This is a genomic window from Modestobacter sp. VKM Ac-2982 (assembly GCF_026967935.1).
Lineage (GTDB): Bacteria > Actinomycetota > Actinomycetes > Mycobacteriales > Geodermatophilaceae > Modestobacter.
In genome coordinates, this window is the sequence record NZ_JAPVBL010000001.1 from 1,118,537 (window position 1) to 1,137,165 (window position 18,629).

An 18,629-nucleotide genomic window follows, 5' to 3' on the forward strand; every position below is an offset into this window, starting at 1 on the left:
CGGGTGGTGGGGGGTCGGTCCCGGCGGCGGCGTGTCGGGGTGCGCGGTTAGGGTCGTCGGCGTGACAGCAGCTGGGCCAGACCTGACCCTGCGGCACCCGGTGGAGCGGTTCACGCTCGACAACGGGCTGCGGGTCGTGCTCGCGCCGGACCGGAGTGTCCCCGTCGTCGCCGTGAGCGTCTTCTACGACGTCGGCATGCGCTCCGAGCCGCCGGGCCGCACCGGCTTCGCGCACCTCTTCGAGCACATGATGTTCCAGGGCTCGGCGAACGTGCCGAAGATGGAGCACGCCCGCCTCGTCCAGGCCGCCGGCGGCACCTTCAACGGGTCGACCCACCAGGACTACACGAACTACTTCCAGGCCCTGCCCGCCGAGGCGCTGGAGCGGGCTGTCTTCCTGGAGGCCGACCGGATGGCGGCCCCGGCGATCACCGAGGAGAACCTCCGGAACCAGATCGACGTGGTGAAGGAGGAGATCCGGGTCAACGTGCTGAACCGGCCCTACGGCGCCTTCCCGTGGCTGCAGCTGCCGGGGATCGCGTTCGAGAGCTTCGCCAACACGCACGACGGCTACGGCTCCTTCGTCGACCTCGAGTCCTCCACCGTCGAGGACGCGACCGACTTCTTCTCCCGCTACTACGCCCCGGCCAACGCGGTGCTGTGCATCGGTGGCGACCTGGACGTCACCGAGACCGAGGCCCTCGTCCGCCGCTGGTTCGACCAGGTGCCCGCCCGTCCGGCCCCGCCGGCGCCGGCCGTCGGTGAGCCCTCGCCCACCACGGTCCGCCGCGGTGTGGTCGAGGACCGGCTGGCGCCGGCACCGGCCGTGGCGATCGGCTGGCGGGTGCCCGACCCGGTCGGCGACCTGGACACCTACCTGGGCACGGTGCTGCTGGCCGAGCTGCTCAGCGAGGGCGACGCGTCCCGGCTCGAGCGCCGGCTGCTGCACACCGACCGGCTGGCGGTGGCGCAGAGCACCTACCTCGGCCTCTTCGGTGACCCGTTCGACGTCCGTGACGCCACGCTGCTGGTCAGCCAGGTGCACCACCCGGCCGACGTCCCGGTCGACCGGGTGCTCACGGCGGTGCACGAGGAGGTCGACAAGGTGGCCACCGACGGTGTCCCCGCCGACGAGCTGGCCCGGGTGACCGCGCGCACCGAGGCGCAGCTGCTCCAGCAGGCCGACTCCGTGCTCGGCCGCACCCTCGGGTTCGCCTCCGCCGAGCTCATCCACGGCCGGGCCGAGCTGGCTGGCGAGCTCGCCGCCCGGCTGGCCTCCGTCACTCCCGACCAGGTGCAGGCGGCGGCCCGCGGGCTCTCGCCGGACACCACCGCCGTCCTCGAACTGCGCGCGACCGGAGGAGCAGCCCGATGAGTGCCCCCGTGCTGGACCTCTCGCTGGTGCCGCCGCTGGGCGAACCGCGGCCCGCCGTGGCGCCCGAGGTGCACCAGACCACGCTGCCGAACGGGCTGCGGCTGGTCGTCGTCCCGCGGCCGGGTGTGCCGCTGGTCGAGCTGCGCCTGCGGGTGCCCTTCGCCGCCTCCGCGCCGCGGGCGGCGGCCACCCACGCAGCCCGGACCGCCCTGCTGGCCAGCGCCGTCCTGCTGGGCACCGCCCGGCACGACCAGCTGGAGATCGCCCAGCTGCTGCAGGCGCACGGCGCCGAGCTGTCGGTCTCGGCGGACGCCGACCGGCTGCTGTTCTCCACCACGATGCTCCCCGACGGGCTCGGCGCCGTCCTGGGCGTGCTGGCCGAGCTGCTCGGCGCGCCGACCTACCCGGCGGGCCTGGTCGACGCCGAGCGGGCCCGGGTGGGGGAGCGCATCCTCATCGCCCGGTCCCAGCCCGGCGTCATCGCCCGCTCGGCCCTGGCCGCCCGGCGGTTCGGTGCCCACCCGTACGCGCAGCAGCTGCCCGCGGCCGACCTCGTCGCCGCGGTCACCCCGGCGGCCCTGCGCAAGCTGCACCGGGAGCGGGTCCTGCCCGCCGGCAGCACGCTCGTGCTGGTCGGTGACGTCGACCCGGCGGCCGCGGTCGACGTCGTCGGCAGCGCTCTGGCCGGCTGGGTCGCCGAGGGCAAGGCGGTCGCTGCTGCGCCGGTGCCCACGCTCGTCCCCGGCCCGCTGGAGCTGGTGCACCGGCCCGGTGCGGTGCAGTCCAACGTGCGACTGGGTGGTCCCGCGCCGGGCCGCACCGATCCGCAGCTGCCCGCGCTCCGGCTGGCCAGCATGGTGTTCGGTGGCTACTTCTCCTCCCGGCTGGTGGAGAACATCCGCGAGCGCCGGGGCTACACCTACAGCCCCCGCAGCTCGGTCGAGCACCTGATGGCCGGTTCGTCGTTCACCGTCGAGGCCGACGTCGCCACCGGCGTCACCGGCCCCGCCCTGCTCGAGACCGTGTACGAGCTGGGCCGGATGGCGCTGACGCCGGTCACCGAAGCCGAGCTCGACTCCGCCCGCCGGTACCTGCTGGGCACGCTGGCCCTCGGGACGGCGACGCACGCGGGGCTGGCCAGCACGCTGTCTGCTCTGTTCGGCGCCGGGCTGCCCGGCGAGTGGCTCGCCGAGCACCAGCAGGCGTTGGCCGCGGTGACCATCGAGGAGGTCACCGAGGCGTCCCGGCGGTGGCTGTCGCCGGCCGGGCTGACCGCGGTCGTCGTCGGGGACGCCGAGGAGGTCGCCGACCAGCTGCGCGTGCTCGGCCCGATCGAGGTCACCGCCCCGGCCGTCGATCCGGTGCCCGAGTCGCTCGCGTGAGCGTCCCGGCCGGCGGCAGCACCCCGGCGGACAACCCCCCGCCACCGGCCCGCGGCGACTGGCCGGAGGACCGGCACGCCGGGGCCGGCACCGACGTCCCGCTGCTGTCCCGCACCGCGCACGACCGCGGCCACCTGGCCCGCTCACTGACCGACCCGGCGCAGGGTCGGCCGGTTCGTCTGCTGCGGGTGGACGAGCGACGCACGGTGCCGGTGCACGAAGGTCCCGACGGTCCCGAGCTGGTCTTCGAGGAGCAGGCGGCCTGGCCGGAGGGCGCCATCTACCTCGGGGAGGCCGAGGGCATCGCCTACGGCGCGCTCCGCGTCGCTCGCTCGCTGAGCGTGGCCGGCCGACCGGTCGACTCCTGGGCCGGCCTGCGCGAGGTCGGGGGCGCCCTCGGCGACCTGGACGCGGGTCTGCTGGTCCAGGCGGTCGGCATCATCGAGTGGCACGAGCGCAACCGGTTCTCCCCGATCACCGGCGCGGCGACCACGATCGAGCGGGCCGGCTGGGTGCAGCGCGACCCGGACAGCGGCCGGGAGATCTTCCCGCGGACCGACCCGGCGGTGATCATGCTGGTCCACGACGGGGGCGACCGCTGCGTGCTGGGTCGTCAGGCGGTCTGGCCGGCGGGCCGGTTCTCGATCCTGGCCGGCTTCGTGGAGCCCGGTGAGTCCGCCGAGGCCGCGGTGGTCCGCGAGGTCGCCGAGGAGGTGGGCATCGCCGTCACCGACGTCCGCTACGTCTCCAGCCAGCCGTGGCCGTTCCCGCAGTCGCTGATGCTCGGCTTCGTCGCCCGCGCGACGAGTGAGGAGCTGCGCATCGACCACGACGAGATCGAGGAGGCCCGGTGGTTCAGCCGGGAGGAGCTGCGCTCGGGCACCGGCCCGCAGGCGCTGCCGCCGACGGTCTCGATCGCCCGGCACATCATCGACCGCTGGGTGGCCGGCGAACTCTAGCAGGACCCCCCTGCCCCCACCCCTCGCGAACTCGCGGCGGGCCCCTGGAGCGGGGCCGTCAGCCCCAGCGCCCCTGCAGGACCAGGGCCGGCCGGTCGGCGTGGTCGGCGAGGACCACCGCGTCGGCAAGCGCCACCGGGTCCACCTCCTCGTCGTAGCGGTCGAAGGCCGGCAGCTCCCAGACCCGGTCGGCGGGTGCCCGCCGCCTCCGGGCGGCCGGGCTGATCCGCAGGTGGACGACGGCGTCGAACGCCAGCCCGAGCCCCTGCAACAGCGAACCGGCGACCAGCAGGACCCCGCCGGCCGGGGCGGGGCGGTACTCCGCCCGTGCGGCCCGGTCCCGCTGGAGGTCCCACAACGCGGGCAGGTGCTCCCCGGTGCCACGAGGCCCGCACCGGTCCAGCACCTCACGGGCCAGCGCGCCGGCGTCCAGCCAGTCGCTGTACCGGGCATCCGGGTCCGTGCGGCCGTGCTCCAGTCGCAGGGAGGCAGGTCGGTAGAAGCCCTCCGCCGGGACGACGACCGCCGGCCGGCTCAGCGTGGGCAACCGAGCGGCCACGGCGTCGGCGAGCACCCGTGGACCGGTCGTCCCGGGCGCACCGGGCAGCTCCGGTCCGTCGACGGCGACCCGGAGCGAGGCGGCCCCGGGTTCGGGCGGCAGCTGCGACAGCAGTTCGGCGAGCCGGTCGGCCAGCGCATCGGGGGAGAGCGGGAGTGGAGCGGTCAGCTGGGGGCCCCGGAGACGACGTCGCGGGTCGGGAGTGCGTCGAGCACCTCCGCGGCGAGCTCGGCGGCGGGCCGACCCTGGGACCTGGCCTGGCGGCGCAGCTCCTCGAACGCCGCGCGGGGGGTGGTGCCGTGCCGCTCGGCCAGGACGCCGATGGCCCGCTCGATCGAGACCCGGGCGGCCAGCGCGTGCTCCAGCTGGGAGACGGTGCGGCGCAGCGCGGCGACCTCCTCGGCGCGTGGGTCGTCACTCGCGGCAGCACAGGTCTCGGCCGTGGCCGACGGGCCGGCGGTGCGGGCCGCCCGTCGCGCCTGCCGGTCGGGCTCCGGCGTGGCGCCCAGCTCGCCGGCCACCAGGTCGGCCAGCGTCATCGCCTCGATCAGCGCCAGCCCGTCGACCCGCTCGCCCCAGCCCGCGGCGGAGTCGCCGACCGAGCCCCCCAGCACGTCACCGAAGGAGGGCAGGGGGCTGAGCACGGACCAGCCGCGCCTGGTGCGGACCACGAGGGCCGCCGGGCCGCCGGACGGGCCCACCAGGACGTCGGTCGGCAGCGCGACCGACACCGGCCAGCTCCCAGGCAGGGGTGCTCCGGTCATCGGCGTCATCACGGCCTCCCTCGGTGCCGGGGCCCGGTCGGCGGGAGACGATCCGCAGCTCCCGGGTGGACGATCATCGCTCCCCGGGGGCCACGGACCAGGGATCACGCGCCGGGGAGCTGCGCGAGCTGGGCCTTCACCTGGTCGATGCTGGGGTTGGTGAGCGCCGATCCGTCGGCGAACACCAGCGTCGGGACGGTGCGGTTGCCCCCGTTGGCCTGCATGACCAGGTCGGCGGCGCTCTCGTCGACCTCGATGTTGACCTCGGCGTAGTCGATCCCGTCGCGGTCCATCAGCTTCTTCAGGCGCATGCAGTAGCCACACCAGTTCGTGGTGTACATCGTGACCGCGGCCGTCGGAGTGCTCATCGGGTGGATCCTCCCTCGTGTGTCCCCCGGGAGGCCACCCGGGGAGGGTGGCCCCGTACCCGGGGTCTGCCGCTGGCGGAACGCACCGGGCCTGGGGATCCTTCCCCCGGCCGTCGGACGCGGCTGGGAGGATCGGGTCGTGGCGATGCAGCGGGTCGACGACGAGCGGGTGCACCAGGGCGTCGCCGAGGGGCCGACCGGGCCGGAGGCCGTGCTGGCGGGCCTGGACGAGCAGCAGCGGGCCGCGGCCGAGGCCGTGCGCGGGCCGGTGTGCATCCTCGCCGGTGCCGGGACCGGCAAGACCCGGACCATCACCCACCGGATCGCCTACGGCGTGCACCTGGGCGAGTACGTCCCCGAGCAGGTGCTCGCGGTGACCTTCACCGCCCGCGCGGCCGGCGAGCTGCGGGGTCGGCTGTCGGCGCTGGGCGTCGGCGGGGTCCAGGCGCGCACCTTCCACGCCGCGGCGATGCGCCAGCTGCGGTACTTCGCCCCGCGCGTGCTGGGCGGGCCGATGCCCGAGCTGATCGAGAACAAGCTGCGCGTCGTCGCCGGGGCGGCGACCCGGGCCCGGCTGACCACCGACCGGACGAGCCTGCGCGACCTGGCCGGTGAGATCGAGTGGGCGAAGACGACGCTGGCCACCCCGGAGGACTACCCGGCGCGCGCCGCGGCCGCCGCCCGGGACCTGCCCTTCGACGCTGCCGCCGTCGCCGAGGTCTACCGGCAGTACGAGTCGGCCAAGCAGCGCGACGGCGCTCTGGACTTCGAGGACCTGCTGCTCGTCACCGCCTACGCGATCGAGGAGCACCGCGACGTCGCCCGCGAGGTGCGCGCCCAGTACCGGCACTTCGTCGTCGACGAGTACCAGGACGTGAACCCGCTGCAGCAGCGGCTGCTGGACGCCTGGCTGGGCGGCCGGGCCGAGGTCTGCGTCGTCGGCGACCCGAACCAGACGATCTACTCCTTCACCGGCGCCGACCCCGAGTACCTGCTGGGCTTCGCCGACCGCTACGGCGACGCCGAGGTGGTCAAGCTCGAGCGTGACTACCGCTCGACACCGCAGGTGGTCGGGCTGGCGAACAAGCTGATCGGCCAGGCTCCGCGACGCAAGGGCCTGCCCGGGCTGCGGCTGCTGGGGCAGCGGGCCGAGGGGCCGGCTCCCCGGTTCGTCGAGCACGCCGACGAACCGGCCGAGGCCGCAGCGGTGGCCCGAGCCTGCCGTGAGCTCGTCGACGGTGGTCTCCCGGCCAGCGAGATCGCGGTGCTCTTCCGGATCAACGCCCAGTCGCAGGTGTACGAGTCCGCGCTGGCCGACCTCGGGGTGCCCTACGTGCTCAAGGGCGGCGAGCGGTTCTTCGAGCGGCCGGAGATCCGTGAGGCGGTCCTGCTGCTGCGCGGGGCCGCGGCCGGCGGCAACGACCCCGGCGCGCTCGTGCCCGCCGTCCGCGACGTGCTCGCCTCCACCGGCTGGGTGGAGCACCGGCCACCTCCCGGTGGCACCGCACGGGACCGCTGGCAGTCCCTGGCCGCACTGGTCGACCTCGCCGTCGACCTGGTGGCCGAGCAGCCCACGCTCGACCTGGCCGGCTTCGTGGCGCACCTCGCCGAGCGGGCCAACGCCCAGCACGCCCCCACGGTGCAGGGGGTGACGCTGGCCTCGATGCACGCGGCCAAGGGCCTGGAGTGGGACGCCGTGTTCGTCGTCGGGCTGGTCGACGGCGTCCTGCCGATCGCCCAGTCGCACTCGCGTCCCGAGGCGGTGGAGGAGGAGCGCCGGCTGCTGTACGTGGCGGTCACCCGGGCCCGCGAGCAGCTCACGCTCTCCTGGTCACTGGCCCGCAACCCCGGTGGCCGCCGCTCCCGACCGCGCAGCAGGTTCCTCGACGGCCTGACGCCGGACGCGGCTGCCACGCCCCACCGTCCGGCCAAGCGACCGAAGGTCGTCCTCGAGGGCGAGGCCGGGGAGCTGTTCGACAGGTTGCGGGCCTGGCGCAGCACCACCGCCGAGGCGGCGTCGGTGCCGGCCTACGTCGTCTTCACCGACGCCACCCTCCAGGCCATCGCCGAGACGCGTCCCACCACGGTGCGCGAGCTGTCGGCGCTGCCCGGTGTGGGGGCGCGCAAGCTCGACCTCTACGGCGCCGAGGTCCTCGCGGCCATCGAGGGCCGACCCGCCCCTGAACAGGGCGAACACGCGCCCTGAGGAATCTCGGTTAATTCGATTGACCGGTCTCCGGCAGCTCCCCTAGCCTTCGTGCCACCACCTGGGAGTGATCCAGGACGCACGATCCCGCAGCAGACCGCAGGGAGACCGGCCGCCAGGCCGGGCTCCGACCCCGGAAGGAGGGGCCCCGTGAACAGCACCGACATCACCACCGCCGGCGTGCGCACCGTGACCTCGCCGGCCGTCGGCCTGCGCTGCTCCACCCCGGCCGAGTGGGTCGTCTCGATGGCGACCGCCGCCGCTCCGCACCGCGGCACTGGTCTGCCCTTCGCCGGGTCGGCCACTGCCGTCCGCCTCCGCGGCCTGACCGCCGCCGCCGGCACGACCGGCCTGTCCACCACCGGCGCACGTCTCGGCGCCGATGCCCTGCCGTCCGTCCAGACCACGTCCGTCCAGAACACCGCCCTGAAGGGGTACGCCGTCATCGGCGCCCCTGCTCGGCACACCAGCAGCACCCCGGGTGACCTGCCCCCGGAAGACCCACTGGGCTAGCACAGCCCAGCAGGTCCTCCTCGAGGCCGCGGAACCCGGACACCGGGTACCGCGGCCTTCGTCTTGCTCCAGCCTCTCGACGAGCCTCCGCGGACCCCGACCACCGGTCGGCGGGGCCCCGTCGACCGGCCGCACAGACGAAGGAAGAGGAGGAGCGGCCGTGCCGACCACGATCGACCCCGCGACGTCCCATCGCCGACCCGGGCTCGACCGCACGCACGTGTCCACCCAGCGGCCGGTCCGGGAGGGCACCCGTCGGGGGCTGCCCTGCCGGGTGCAGGACCCCGACCTGTGGTTCGCCGAGAGCCCGGCGCAGCTCGAGCAGGCCAAGAGCCTGTGCGGCGAGTGCCCGATCCGGACCACCTGCCTGGCCGGGGCGCTCGACCGCGCCGAGCCCTGGGGCGTCTGGGGCGGGGAGATCTTCGACCACGGGGTGGTCATCGCCCGCAAGCGTCCCCGTGGCCGCCCGCCCAAGGTCCGGGCCGAGGCCGCGGCATGAGGCCACAGCACCCGAGCACCCGGCTCTCGCCGGTCCGGCGCCCCCACCGGGGGCGGCCGGCCACCCGATGCACCTCCACCCGGCCACCGCCCAGCGGTGCCGTCTCACCCTGAGGGACCACGATGTACTCGTTCGACCAGGACCTGACCAGATCCCACATGAACCGGCGGATGGCCGAGGCGGAGGCGTCCGCCCGGGCTCGTCGGCTGATCACCGCCCGGCGCTGGGCGCGCAAGGCGGAGCGGGCTTCTCAGCGGGCCGCCCGCGCCAGCTCCGCCGTCTGGTGACGACGCAGTCGGCGGGAGCACCGTGGAGGCACGACCGCGCGGCAGCAGCCGCTGTCCGTTCCGGCCGCTGGGCCACCGGCTCCCGGTCGGAACGGACCCCATCGCTCCGCCCGAGCCGGGGCGGCACCGGGCCGCGGTGTCGCCCGTGCGGACGACAGGTCAACCGGCGAAGCCGGGCAGCCACTCCTCGCAGACGCCGCGGTAGGGCGCCTCGGCGTCGAGCTGGCAGAGGACGGCGATCGACCCCATCGTCACCCGGTGGATCAGCAGGTAGGCCGGCGGCAGGTTGAGCTGGCGGCCCAGCCGGCTGGCGTCACTGCGCGGGTCACCGATCCGGTTGGCCTGCTCCTGTATCCACGCCCGGTTGAACTGGAACGAGGGGGCCGACACCGGGGCGAGGAAGGGCAGCAGGAAGTCCAGCACCCCCTGGGCGTCGACCTGGATGTTCTCGCGGACGAAGCCCTCGGCGCGCAGGTCGGCCAGCACGTCCTCGGCGCGGCCCTCCAGGGCCCAGCGGACGAGCCGGCCGATCGGCTCGGGGTGGCCGCCGGGCAGCCGGGCCGTGGCACCGAAGTCGATGACCCCCAGACGGCCGTCGGGCACCAGCCGGTAGTTGCCCGGGTGCGGGTCGGCGTGCAGCAGCCCGGCGCGCTGCGGCCCGGAGAAGTGCAGCACCGCCATCAGCAGTCCCGCCCGGTCGCGCTCCTCCCGGGTGCCGTTGGTGATGATTTGGGACAGCGGGACGCCCTCGAGCCACTCGGAGACGATCACCTTCGGCGCGCTGGCCACCACCCGGGGGACGACGATCTGCTCGTCGTCGGCGTACGCGGCGGCGAACGTCCGCTGGGCGTCGGCCTCCAGCCCGTAGTCCAGTTCCTCCTCCGCACGGGCCTTGAGCTCGGCGATGAGCGGCTTGACCTCCATGCCGGGGAAGAGCACCGCGAACATCCGGGCGAACCGGGCGAGCTGGTTGAGGTCGGCCATCAGGGCGGTGCCCGCACCGGGGTACTGGATCTTCACCGCGACGTCCCGGCCGTCCCGCCACGTGGCCCGGTGCACCTGGCCGATGCTGGCGGCCGCCGCCGGGGTGTCGTCGAAGTCGCGGAACCGCTGCCGCCAGCTGCCCCCCAGTTGCTGGGCCAGCACCGCGTGCACGGTGCGGATCGGCATCGGCGGCGCCGCCTCCTGCAGCTTGACCAGCGCCTCGCGGTAGGGCCCGGCCATCTCCTCGGGCACGGCGGCCTCGAAGATCGACAGCTGCTGCCCCAGCTTCATGGCCCCGCCCTTGAGCTGGCCGAGGACGGCGAAGAGCTGCTCGGCCGTCTGCTGCTGGAGTTCTGCGCTGACCTCCTCGGCATCACGCCCGGAGAGCCGCTTGCCGATGCCCAGGGTGGCTCGCCCGGCGGCGCCGAGCGGCAGGGCAGCGAGCCTCGCCGTTCGGGACACCGCCCCCCGCGGGATGTCCCGTTCGGTGTCACTCACCACACCAGTGTCCCCTCTACGGCGGCGACGTGCCCCGACCGCCCCCATGACAGGCGCATCCGGGGTGCGGCGGCCAGCGGCGGAGGCGGGGGAGGAGGCCGGGCGGGCGCAGCTCGAGGGCCGCCCCCACGGTCACCGGGTCGTCCCCGCCGTCCAGGTGGGCCAGCACCTGCACGGCGGCGGTCAGGGCGGTGAGCAGGCAGGTGACGGTCGCCCCGCTGGCGGCCGGCTCGACGGCGGCGAGCTGGGCGGCCAGGCGGGGCCACGCCGGGTCGTCGTCCCGCCGCCAGGCGTCGGCGCAGCGCAGGCACCCGCCGGCGCCGCCGGGCAGGACGAGCGGGCCGACGACGCCGGTCTCCTCGCGCACCGTGGCCACCAGGTGCGGCGTGCCCGCCTGGTGCAGGGCCGCCGAGAGGGGATCGGCGGCCGCCCAGGGGCGGCACAGGACCACCAGGTCCGGTGCGCGGTCCGGGGGGAGCGGGCGGAGGTCGGTCAGCGGACTGGCCCGCCGGACGGCGTCGGCCGCGGCCAGCGCCCGCGGGCGCCCCTCGTCGGCCGCCGTCACCCCACCGACGACGGCGTCCCCGGCGCGCGTAGGGCCCCGGTCCCGGACGTGCACCGACCCCACCCCGCTGGCGGCCAGCACCGCGGCGAGCGGGACGCCCACCCGGGTGGCGCCGTCGACGACGACCGCGCTCTGCCGGCGGGCGCTCCACCGCCCGCCCGTGCCCGCCCGGGGGACCGCCGCCGGCAGCTCCAGCCCGGCCCGGGCGAGCGCGGCCGGGCCCGGATCGGCCGCCAGCAGATCGGCGGCCGCCAGGTCGTGCAGCAGGCCGGTGCCGCGCAACCCGGCCAGCAGGCCGTCCACCACGTCGCCGGGCACGCCCTCGGCCACCCACTCGGTGCGCACCGCACGCTCGCTGCGGCGGCCGTCCAGTCCGCGCAGCCGGGCGGCGACCTCGTCCCCGGCCGGGTGGACGCGCAGCCCGTCACGCCCGTCGACGCCGCCGATCTGCAGCACGTCACGTCCGGGTCGAGCCGGAGCAGCGGCGTCGCGGCGGGCAGCAACGGGTGCGGGCTCTCGGTCATCGCAGGGAGGGTGCCAGCGCGGTGGCCCCGCTCGCAGTCGTCGTCCACAGGCCGGGGAGTGCGGCCGCCGACCTCGTCCCACAACCTGTGGACAGTGCTGTGGACGCGATGTTGACCACCAGGCGTGTCGCTGTGCACGACCCGGGGGAGCGGGCGGGGACGATGCCCGTCGAGGTCGTCCACCGGCGCGCTCACCTGCAGGAACGCGCGACCGAACCTGTGGAGGGAGCGGACCCGTCCATCGTTCGGGGGACAGCCGCCCGCCCGGTGTCCACTGTCCGTGTGCACCTGTCCACGACCGGGTGTCCTCACCCGGGAGGTCCGCCGTCCGGCCCGATACGGTGCGTGCGTGGAGAAGCGACCTGACCGCCGCGCGCCGGCTGCGTCGACGGCGGTCCCCGCCGTCCGCACGGCGCCCCGTCCGGTGCCGGAGGTGGAGGTCCGCCGCAGCGCCCGACGTCGCCGGACGGTCACGGCCTACCGGGAGAACGGGCGCACCGTGGTGCTCATCCCGGCGGCGTTCAGCGCCGCCGAGGAGCGGCGCTGGGTCGATCAGATGGTCGCCAAGCTGCAGACCCGCGAAGAGCGGCGTCGCCGCACCCTCGGCTCCGACGACGACCTCATGGCCCGGGCGATGGAACTGTCCCGGGCACACCTGGACGGGCGGGCCGTGCCGGCCAGCGTCCGCTGGGTGGACAACCAGAACCGACGCTGGGGGTCGTGCACCCCGGCCGACCGCACGATCCGGCTGTCGAGCCGGTTGCGGGGCATGCCGGAGTTCGTCGTCGACTACGTGCTGGTCCACGAGCTGGCGCACCTGCTAGAGGCCAGTCACGACGAGCGCTTCTGGGCGCTCGTGCACGCCTACCCGCGCGCCGAGCGCGCACTGGGCTTCCTCGAGGGCGTCGAACACGGCTCCGCTGGCGACCGGGCAGCCGGCGACGACGAGCTGGAGCCCGGCGCCGTCGACTGACGAAGGTCGAAGGACCCCGTCCTCCTCACCCCTCGCAGGCTCGGGGCGAGCCTCTGGACGGGGCCGTTCCCCCCACCACTCGCACGCTCGTGGCGGGTCCCTGCAGCGGGGTCACTCCAGCACGTCACCACGCTCGCGGGGCCCTGCGGCGGGGCCGACCCCCGCCACGGGCTCGTGGCGGGGGCCGGGCGGTCAGGCGCGGGGCTCGGCTCCGCCGTCCTCGTCGTCCGGTGCGCTCTCGCCCTGCTCCGGCGTCGTGCCCTCCGACTGCTCCCGCAGGCCGTCGGTGAGCTCGGCGAACGGGTCGCCCGCTCCCTGGCGGGAGACGAAGTCCAGCGGCTCGTCCAGGTCGTCCGACGTGGGCAGCAGGTCCGGGTGCGACCAGAGCCGGTCACGCTCGGCCGGGCCGTGCTGCTGGGCCATCGCGCCCCAGACCGTGCTGGCGTCGCGCAGCCGTCGCGGGCGCAGCTCCAGCCCGACCAGGGTGGCGAAGGTCTGCTCGGCCGGCCCGCCCGAGGCCCGCCGCCGGCGCATCGTCTCGGCCAGCGCCGAGTGGCCGGGCAGTCGCTCGGCGGCGGCCGCGGAGACGATGCTGTCCACCCAGCCCTCGACCAGGGCCAGCAGCGTCTCCAGCCGACGCAGCGCCATCTGCTGCTCGGGGGTCTCCTCCGGCTCGAGCAGCCCGCTGCCCAGCAGCTTCTGGATGCTCTCCGGGTCGCTGGGGTCCAGGCCGCCCTCCATGCCGCTCATCGCGTCGTTCAGGCCCCGTTCGATGGCCTCGCGGTCGACGTGGATGCCCCGTGCGTAGGCGTGCACGGCGTCGGTCAGCTGCTGACGGAGCCAGGGCACGTGGGCGTACAGCCGCTGGTGGGCGGCCTCGCGCAGCGCGAGGAAGAGGCGGACCTCGTCCTCGGGACGGTCCAGGCCCTCCCCGAAGGCGGCGACGTTCTGCGGCACCAGGACGCCGGCGCCCTGCGGTCCCAGCGGCAGGCCCACGTCGGTGCTGGTGGTGACCTCGTCGGCGAGCCGGGCCAGCGCCTGACCCACCTGGGCGCCGAACATGACCCCGCCCATCTGGCCCATGATCCCGGCCAGCGGACCGGCGAAGGACGCCGCCTCGGCCGGCAGTGCGCTGGTCATGGCGGCGACCACCCGCTCGGCCAGCGGGTCGATCAGTGCGGTCCAGGCTGGCAGCGTCTGCTCGACCCACTCCACCCGTGACCAGGCCAGGCCCCGGTCGACGCCGGAGGGCAGGTCGGTGACCTGGTCCAGCCAGAGGTCGGCCAGCCGCAACGACTCGGTCACGGCCGCCTGCTCACCGGCGGACGTCGGCTGGTGGCCGGGGGCCAGCTGGCTGATGGCGCCCTGTCGGGCGAGGTCCCAGTTCACCGGGCCGCCCGACCAGTTCATCAGCTTCTGCAGCTCGGCGAACAGCGGCATCTTGCCCAGCAGCTCCGCCGGGTTGCCACCGCCCGCTCCGCCCGCGCCGAAGAGTGCGCCGAGGCCGAAGGGGTCGTTGCCCGGCACATCGCCGCTCTGTCCGCCGCCGCCCTGCCCGCCGGGCTCGCCCCGGCGCTCGGGGTCGCGGTCAGGGGGCCCGAAGCCGAAGGGGAGATCGCTCATGGTCCCACCGTAACCGCGTGCGACCCCGGCCGACCGCCGTCCGGACCCGCCACCGGACGCACCGCCCCGACGGGGCGCTGACCTGCGTCGGACCGGCGACCTGCGCTGGTCACCTACGCTCGCCGTTCGACGGGCCGCCCGCCGGGCCGCGGGTCCGGCGACGGTGGCGGACCCGCCGAGGGCGGTCGACCGTCAACGAGGAGGGGTCGTGGTCGAGGGCGCAGGCGTGAGGACGGCGACGTCGCGGAGGGAGCCGGGCGCCGCCGGTGCGGTGCGCCGGTGACCCGGCGGACCACGGTGCTGGTGGCCGGGACGGCGCTGTTGCTGTTCTTCGGCGTACTGGGGACGCTGCTCCCGGTGCCCTTCGTGGCCCAGGTGCCCGGCCCGACCTACAACACCCTGGGCGACATCGACGGCACGCCGATCATCAGCGTGGAGGGCCGGGAGCCCAACGACGTCTCGGGCAACCTGAACCTGACCACCGTCGGCATCCCGCAGGACCAGCTGACGCTGGTGGGCGCGGTGCAGGGCTGGTTGGACGACGAGGTGGTGGTCGTCCCCCGCGAGCAGGTCTACCCGCCGGACCGGTCGGTGGAGGAGACCCAGGCGGAGAACCGGCAGGCATTCCTCACCTCGGAGCAGGCCGCCCGGGGCGCCGCGCTGGGCGAGCTGAGGTACCCCGAGGCGGTCGTCGTCCAGGAGCTCGCCGAGGACTCGGCGTCGGAAGGCAGCCTGGAGGCCGGCGACGCGATCGACGCGGTGGACGGCACGCCCACCCCGGACATGGACGCGCTGTCGGCCGTCCTGGCGGAGACCCCGCCCGGTGCCTCGGTGGTCGTCGACTACCGGCGCGGCGGCGAGCCGGGGTCGACGACGGTGACCACGTCCCCGGCAGCCGAGGGCGAGGGGTCAGCGCTCGGCGTGCTGGTGCTGCAGACCCCGTACGCGCCGTTCGACGTCGGGATCGAGGTCGCGGACGTCGGCGGCCCCTCCGCCGGCCTGATGCTCGCCCTGGGGATCATCGACCTCGTGGGCGACACCGACCTCACGGAGGGCGCCGTCATCGCCGGCACCGGGACCATCGACACCGAGGGCGTGGTGGGGCCGATCGGCGGCATCCCGCTCAAGCTCGTCGCGGCCCGGGAGATCGGGGCCGAGCTCTTCCTGGTGCCCGCCGAGAACTGTGCCGAGGCGCTGCAGAACCCCCAGGAGGGCCTGCCGACGGCCCGGGTGGCGACGCTGGACGACGCGCTGACCGCGCTGGAGGACCTGCGGGCCGGGCGGACGCCCACGCCGTGCTGACGTCGAGACCCTCCCGTGCCGACACCCCGACCTGACACCAGCTGTCAGCGATCCGTGACCTGCTCGTGACCCTGCTGGGAACCCGGCGCCGCTGACAACAGTTGGAGGGGGCGGACCCCAGCGGTCCCGCCCGCCGCCCCTGGCGGTTCCCAGGCCCCTGTGATCGTGTTCCCCGGCCGGGCCCCTGAGCCCGCGCTGCCTCGCAAGTCGCAAGAAGACAGGAGACCGACCGTGGCCATGCGGCCCCCCGTGCCGGTGCCGACGCTGTCCCGGCGCGCCAAGCTGGTCATCGGCGTCGTCGCCGTGCTGCTGGTGCTCTTCACCGTGATCGGCACGCTGACCAACGTCTACGTCGACTACCTCTGGTTCGACGAGACCGGCTTCACCGAGGTGTTCTGGACCGAGGTCCAGACCCGTGCGCTCCTGTTCGCCGTGGCCGCGCTGGCCACCGGTGGGCTGGTCGCCCTCGCTGTGTACCTGGCCTACCGGTTCCGCCCGACGTTCCGGCCGATGTCGCTGGAGCAGCAGAACCTCGAGCGCTACCGCCAGTCGGTCGAGCCGCGGCGCAAGCTGGTGCTGGCCGGGATCGGTGTCGTCCTCGGCCTGTTCGCCGGCATCACCGCCCAGGGCAGCTGGCAGACCTGGCTGACCTACCGCAACTCCACCGACTTCGGGACGGTCGACCCGCAGTTCGGGCTCGACATCTCGTTCTTCGTCTTCGACTACCCGTTCTACCGGCTGGTGCTGGGCTTCGGCTTCGCCATCGTCCTGCTGGCGCTGATCGGGTCGGTGCTGACCCACTACGTGTTCGGTGGCCTGCGGCTGCAGACGCCGGGTCAGAAGCTCACCGGCGCCGCGCGCGTGCAGCTCTCGGTCCTGGTCGGGGCGTTCGTGGCCCTGAAGGCGGTCGCGTACTGGCTGGACCGCTACGAGCTGGTCTACTCCAACCGCGGTGAGGTCTTCAGCGGTGCGTCCTACACCGACCTGAACGCCCTGCTGCCGGCGAAGAACATCCTGGTCGGCGTGGCGGCGATCTGCGCCATCGCCTTCTTCGCCAACATCCTGGTGCGCAACACGTTGCTGCCGGCCGCGGCGCTGGTGCTGCTGCTGGCCTCCAGCCTGGTGATCGGCGTGGCCTACCCGGCCATCGTGCAGCAGTTCGTCGTCAACCCGAGCGCCAACCAGCGCGAGGCGCCCTACATCGAGAAGGCCATCGCGGCCACGCGCGACGCGTACGGCCTCGATGACGTCGAGTACGTCAGCTACGCGCAGGACACCGCCGGCGATCCCAATGTCGGTGCCGTCCTGTCCGAGCTGCGCAACGACGACCAGACCATCCCGAACGCGCGCCTGCTGGACCCCAACGTGCTCAGCGACACGTTCACCGCACGCCAGCAGATCCGCAACGTCTACGGGTTCCCGGAGAAGCTCGACATCGACCGGTACACGATCGACGGCCAGACCCAGGACTACGTGGTCGCCGTGCGCGAGCTCAACAGCGACGGACTGAGCGAGAACCAGGACAGCTGGATCAACCGGCACACCGTCTACACCCACGGCAACGGCTTCGTGGCCGCCCCGGCGAACCAGGTGACCGCCGGCCGGGAGGGTGGCGAGCCCAACTTCACCACCGGGAACCTGCCCACCACCGGCAACATCCCGGTGGACCAGAGCCGCGTCTACTACGGCGAGCTGATGAGCGACTACTCGGTGGTCGGTGCCCCCGAGGGGGTGGCCCCGCGGGAGTTCGACCAGCCGGAGGGCGGCTCGGACGAAGGGCAGATCAACAACACCTATGACGGTACGGGCGGCATCGCGGCCGGGAGCTTCTTCCGCCAGCTGACCTTCGCGATCTTCTACCGCGAGCGGAACTTCCTGCTCTCCGAGGCGGTCAACGAGGAGTCCAAGGTGCTGCACGTCCGCAATCCGCGGGACCGCGTGCAGAAGGCCGCACCGTTCCTCGAGGTCGACGGCGACCCCTACCCGGCGGTGATCGACGGGCGGATCGTCTGGATCCTCGACGGCTACACCACCTCGGACTCCTACCCCTACGCCGAGCAGATGGAGCTGGGCGAGGCCGCGACCGACGCCCTCACGGGCACCGGCACCACGGCGCTGCCGAACGAGACGTTCAACTACATCCGGAACTCGGTGAAGGCCACGGTCGACGCCTACGACGGCAGCGTGACGTTGTACGAGTGGGAGTCCGACCCGGTCCTCCAGACCTACATGAAGGCGTTCCCGGGCGTCGTCGAGCCGCGGGACTCGATGGGCGAGGAGCTGGAGAGCCACATGCGGTACCCGGAGGACCTGTTCAAGGTGCAACGGGAGATCCTCACCCGCTACCACGTCGACGACCCGGTCGACTTCTACAACCAGAACGACCGGTGGCAGATCCCGGACGACCCGACGCAGGAGACCACGCAGGACCAGCCGCCGTACTACATCCTGGCCCAGCGCCCGGGTGACGAGGAGGCCAGCTTCCAGCTGACCAGCCCGATGAACGCCTTCGAACGGCAGAACCTGTCGGCGTTCATCTCGGCCTCGAGTGCGCCGGAGACCTACGGGGAGATCCAGGTCCTGCAACTGCCCGGCAACACCCCGTTCCGTGGACCGGGTCAGGTGCAGAACGCCTTCGAGACCAACAACCTGATCCGGCCCGACCTCACCCTGTTCAACAGCGACAGCTCCGAGGCGGTGTTCGGCAACCTGCTCACCCTGCCCATCGGGGACGAGGGGCTGCTCTACGTCGAGCCGCTGTACGTCCGGTCCTCGGGCGAAGGCGGGTTCCCGCTGCTGCAGAAGGTCCTGGTCAACTTCGGGGACCGGATCGGCTACGCCAACACCCTCTCCGAGGCCCTGGACCAGGTCTTCGGCGCCGGGGCGGGGGAGTCGGCCACCGACAGCAACGACATCGCCGACACCGTCGACGAGGACGCCACCCCGGACGTCGTGCCCGAGCCGATCCCGGACCCTGAGGTGCCGGTGGGGGGCCCCGCGACGGGCGACGGGCCGGGCGACGAGGCGGCGACCCCGGAGATGGCCGACGCGGTCTCGGACATCAACGCTGCGCTGGACGCGCTCCGGACGGCCCAGCAGGGTGGCGACTTCGCCGGCCAGGGCGCAGCGCTGGAGGACCTGGAGGTCGCGGTCGAGGCCTACCAGGCGGCGCAGGCGGCAGCCGAGGCGTCACCGGGCGGCTGAGCTGGGGGCGGGGAGGGGGCCTGAGTGCCCCCTCCCCGCACAGC

Annotated in this window: 16 protein-coding genes; 10 read left to right on the forward strand and 6 right to left on the reverse strand. The window is 74.3% G+C overall.

The annotated features are described in order from the left end of the window. Positions 1-61 precede the first annotated feature (61 nt). Genes O2W20_RS05565 through nudC form a run of 3 tightly spaced genes read left to right on the forward strand, consistent with a single transcriptional unit; the run spans position 62 to position 3,716 of the window. The gene (locus O2W20_RS05565) at positions 62-1,375 is read left to right on the forward strand and encodes a M16 family metallopeptidase (protein WP_269170737.1); all 1,314 of its coding nucleotides are present in this window, start codon (positions 62-64) and stop codon (positions 1,373-1,375) included. Continuing rightward, a complete protein-coding gene (locus O2W20_RS05570; RefSeq protein ID WP_269170738.1) occupies positions 1,372-2,757 on the forward strand; it encodes a M16 family metallopeptidase in 1,386 nt (461 codons plus the stop codon). The genes O2W20_RS05565 and O2W20_RS05570 overlap by 4 nt, the downstream gene beginning before the upstream one ends. Further along, a complete protein-coding gene (gene nudC / locus O2W20_RS05575) occupies positions 2,754-3,716 on the forward strand; it encodes an NAD(+) diphosphatase (RefSeq protein ID WP_269170739.1) in 963 nt (320 codons plus the stop codon). The genes O2W20_RS05570 and nudC overlap by 4 nt, the downstream gene beginning before the upstream one ends. A 58-nt stretch (positions 3,717-3,774) precedes the next feature. Here the strand turns inward: nudC and O2W20_RS05580 are convergent, their stop codons facing one another. The 3 genes from O2W20_RS05580 to O2W20_RS05590 all read right to left on the reverse strand — a co-directional run bounded on the left by O2W20_RS05580 (position 3,775) and on the right by O2W20_RS05590 (position 5,407). After that, complete coding sequence (locus tag O2W20_RS05580) at positions 3,775-4,290, reverse strand: uridine kinase (RefSeq protein ID WP_269170740.1); 516 nt, start codon at positions 4,288-4,290, stop codon at positions 3,775-3,777. 149 nt (positions 4,291-4,439) lie between these two features. After that, entirely contained in the window at positions 4,440-5,039 is a 600-nt protein-coding gene (locus tag O2W20_RS05585) for an ANTAR domain-containing response regulator (protein ID WP_269170741.1), read from the reverse strand. Between the two features lie 104 nt (positions 5,040-5,143). Beyond that, entirely contained in the window at positions 5,144-5,407 is a 264-nt protein-coding gene (locus O2W20_RS05590; protein WP_269158725.1) for a mycoredoxin, read from the reverse strand. 145 nt (positions 5,408-5,552) lie between these two features. On the opposite strand from O2W20_RS05590, the gene O2W20_RS05595 reads away from it, so the two are divergent. The 4 genes from O2W20_RS05595 (at position 5,553) to O2W20_RS05610 (ending at position 8,912) form a co-directional block, all read left to right on the forward strand. Beyond that, positions 5,553-7,613 (forward strand): ATP-dependent DNA helicase UvrD2, encoded by a 2,061-nt coding sequence (locus O2W20_RS05595; protein WP_269171007.1) that lies wholly within the window; start codon positions 5,553-5,555, stop codon positions 7,611-7,613. 150 nt (positions 7,614-7,763) lie between these two features. Next, a complete protein-coding gene (locus O2W20_RS05600; protein ID WP_269170742.1) occupies positions 7,764-8,126 on the forward strand; it encodes a hypothetical protein in 363 nt (120 codons plus the stop codon). Positions 8,127-8,286: 160 nt separating this feature from the next. Continuing rightward, complete coding sequence (locus O2W20_RS05605) at positions 8,287-8,625, forward strand: WhiB family transcriptional regulator (RefSeq protein WP_269170743.1); 339 nt, start codon at positions 8,287-8,289, stop codon at positions 8,623-8,625. A gap of 122 nt (positions 8,626-8,747) precedes the next feature. After that, positions 8,748-8,912: a hypothetical protein gene (locus O2W20_RS05610; RefSeq protein WP_269170744.1), complete on the forward strand. Its 165-nt coding sequence runs from the start codon at positions 8,748-8,750 to the stop codon at positions 8,910-8,912. Positions 8,913-9,071: 159 nt separating this feature from the next. On the opposite strand, the gene O2W20_RS05615 is transcribed toward O2W20_RS05610, so the two are convergent. After that, on the reverse strand, positions 9,072-10,394 hold the full coding sequence (locus tag O2W20_RS05615) for an ABC1 kinase family protein (RefSeq protein WP_269170745.1): 1,323 nt from the start codon (positions 10,392-10,394) through the stop codon (positions 9,072-9,074). Positions 10,395-10,410: 16 nt separating this feature from the next. Continuing rightward, positions 10,411-11,415, reverse strand: a complete 1,005-nt coding sequence (locus O2W20_RS05620) for a ThiF family adenylyltransferase (RefSeq protein ID WP_269170746.1) — start codon at positions 11,413-11,415, stop codon at positions 10,411-10,413. A 417-nt stretch (positions 11,416-11,832) separates the two neighbouring features. Between O2W20_RS05620 and O2W20_RS05625 the strand changes: the two genes are divergently transcribed. Further along, positions 11,833-12,456: a M48 metallopeptidase family protein gene (locus tag O2W20_RS05625; RefSeq protein ID WP_269170747.1), complete on the forward strand. Its 624-nt coding sequence runs from the start codon at positions 11,833-11,835 to the stop codon at positions 12,454-12,456. 192 nt (positions 12,457-12,648) lie between these two features. On the opposite strand, the gene O2W20_RS05630 is transcribed toward O2W20_RS05625, so the two are convergent. After that, positions 12,649-14,079, reverse strand: a complete 1,431-nt coding sequence (locus O2W20_RS05630) for a zinc-dependent metalloprotease (RefSeq protein WP_269170748.1) — start codon at positions 14,077-14,079, stop codon at positions 12,649-12,651. Positions 14,080-14,358: 279 nt separating this feature from the next. Between O2W20_RS05630 and O2W20_RS05635 the strand changes: the two genes are divergently transcribed. After that, complete coding sequence (locus O2W20_RS05635) at positions 14,359-15,381, forward strand: YlbL family protein (RefSeq protein ID WP_269170749.1); 1,023 nt, start codon at positions 14,359-14,361, stop codon at positions 15,379-15,381. 237 nt (positions 15,382-15,618) lie between these two features. After that, entirely contained in the window at positions 15,619-18,585 is a 2,967-nt protein-coding gene (locus O2W20_RS05640) for a UPF0182 family membrane protein (protein ID WP_269171008.1), read from the forward strand. Positions 18,586-18,629 lie beyond the last annotated feature (44 nt).

What these genes read in the sequence shown, in the direction of transcription:
- O2W20_RS05610 (WP_269170744.1), top strand. Translation starts at nt 8,748, where the DNA reads ATGTACTCGTTCGACCAGGACCTGACCAGATCCCACATGAACCGGCGG.
- O2W20_RS05590 (WP_269158725.1), bottom strand. Translation starts at nt 5,407, where the DNA reads ATGAGCACTCCGACGGCCGCGGTCACGATGTACACCACGAACTGGTGT.
- O2W20_RS05630 (WP_269170748.1), bottom strand. Translation starts at nt 14,079, where the DNA reads ATGAGCGATCTCCCCTTCGGCTTCGGGCCCCCTGACCGCGACCCCGAG.
- O2W20_RS05640 (WP_269171008.1), top strand. Translation starts at nt 15,619, where the DNA reads ATGCGGCCCCCCGTGCCGGTGCCGACGCTGTCCCGGCGCGCCAAGCTG.
- O2W20_RS05595 (WP_269171007.1), top strand. Translation starts at nt 5,553, where the DNA reads ATGCAGCGGGTCGACGACGAGCGGGTGCACCAGGGCGTCGCCGAGGGG.
- O2W20_RS05585 (WP_269170741.1), bottom strand. Translation starts at nt 5,039, where the DNA reads ATGACCGGAGCACCCCTGCCTGGGAGCTGGCCGGTGTCGGTCGCGCTG.
- O2W20_RS05570 (WP_269170738.1), top strand. Translation starts at nt 1,372, where the DNA reads ATGAGTGCCCCCGTGCTGGACCTCTCGCTGGTGCCGCCGCTGGGCGAA.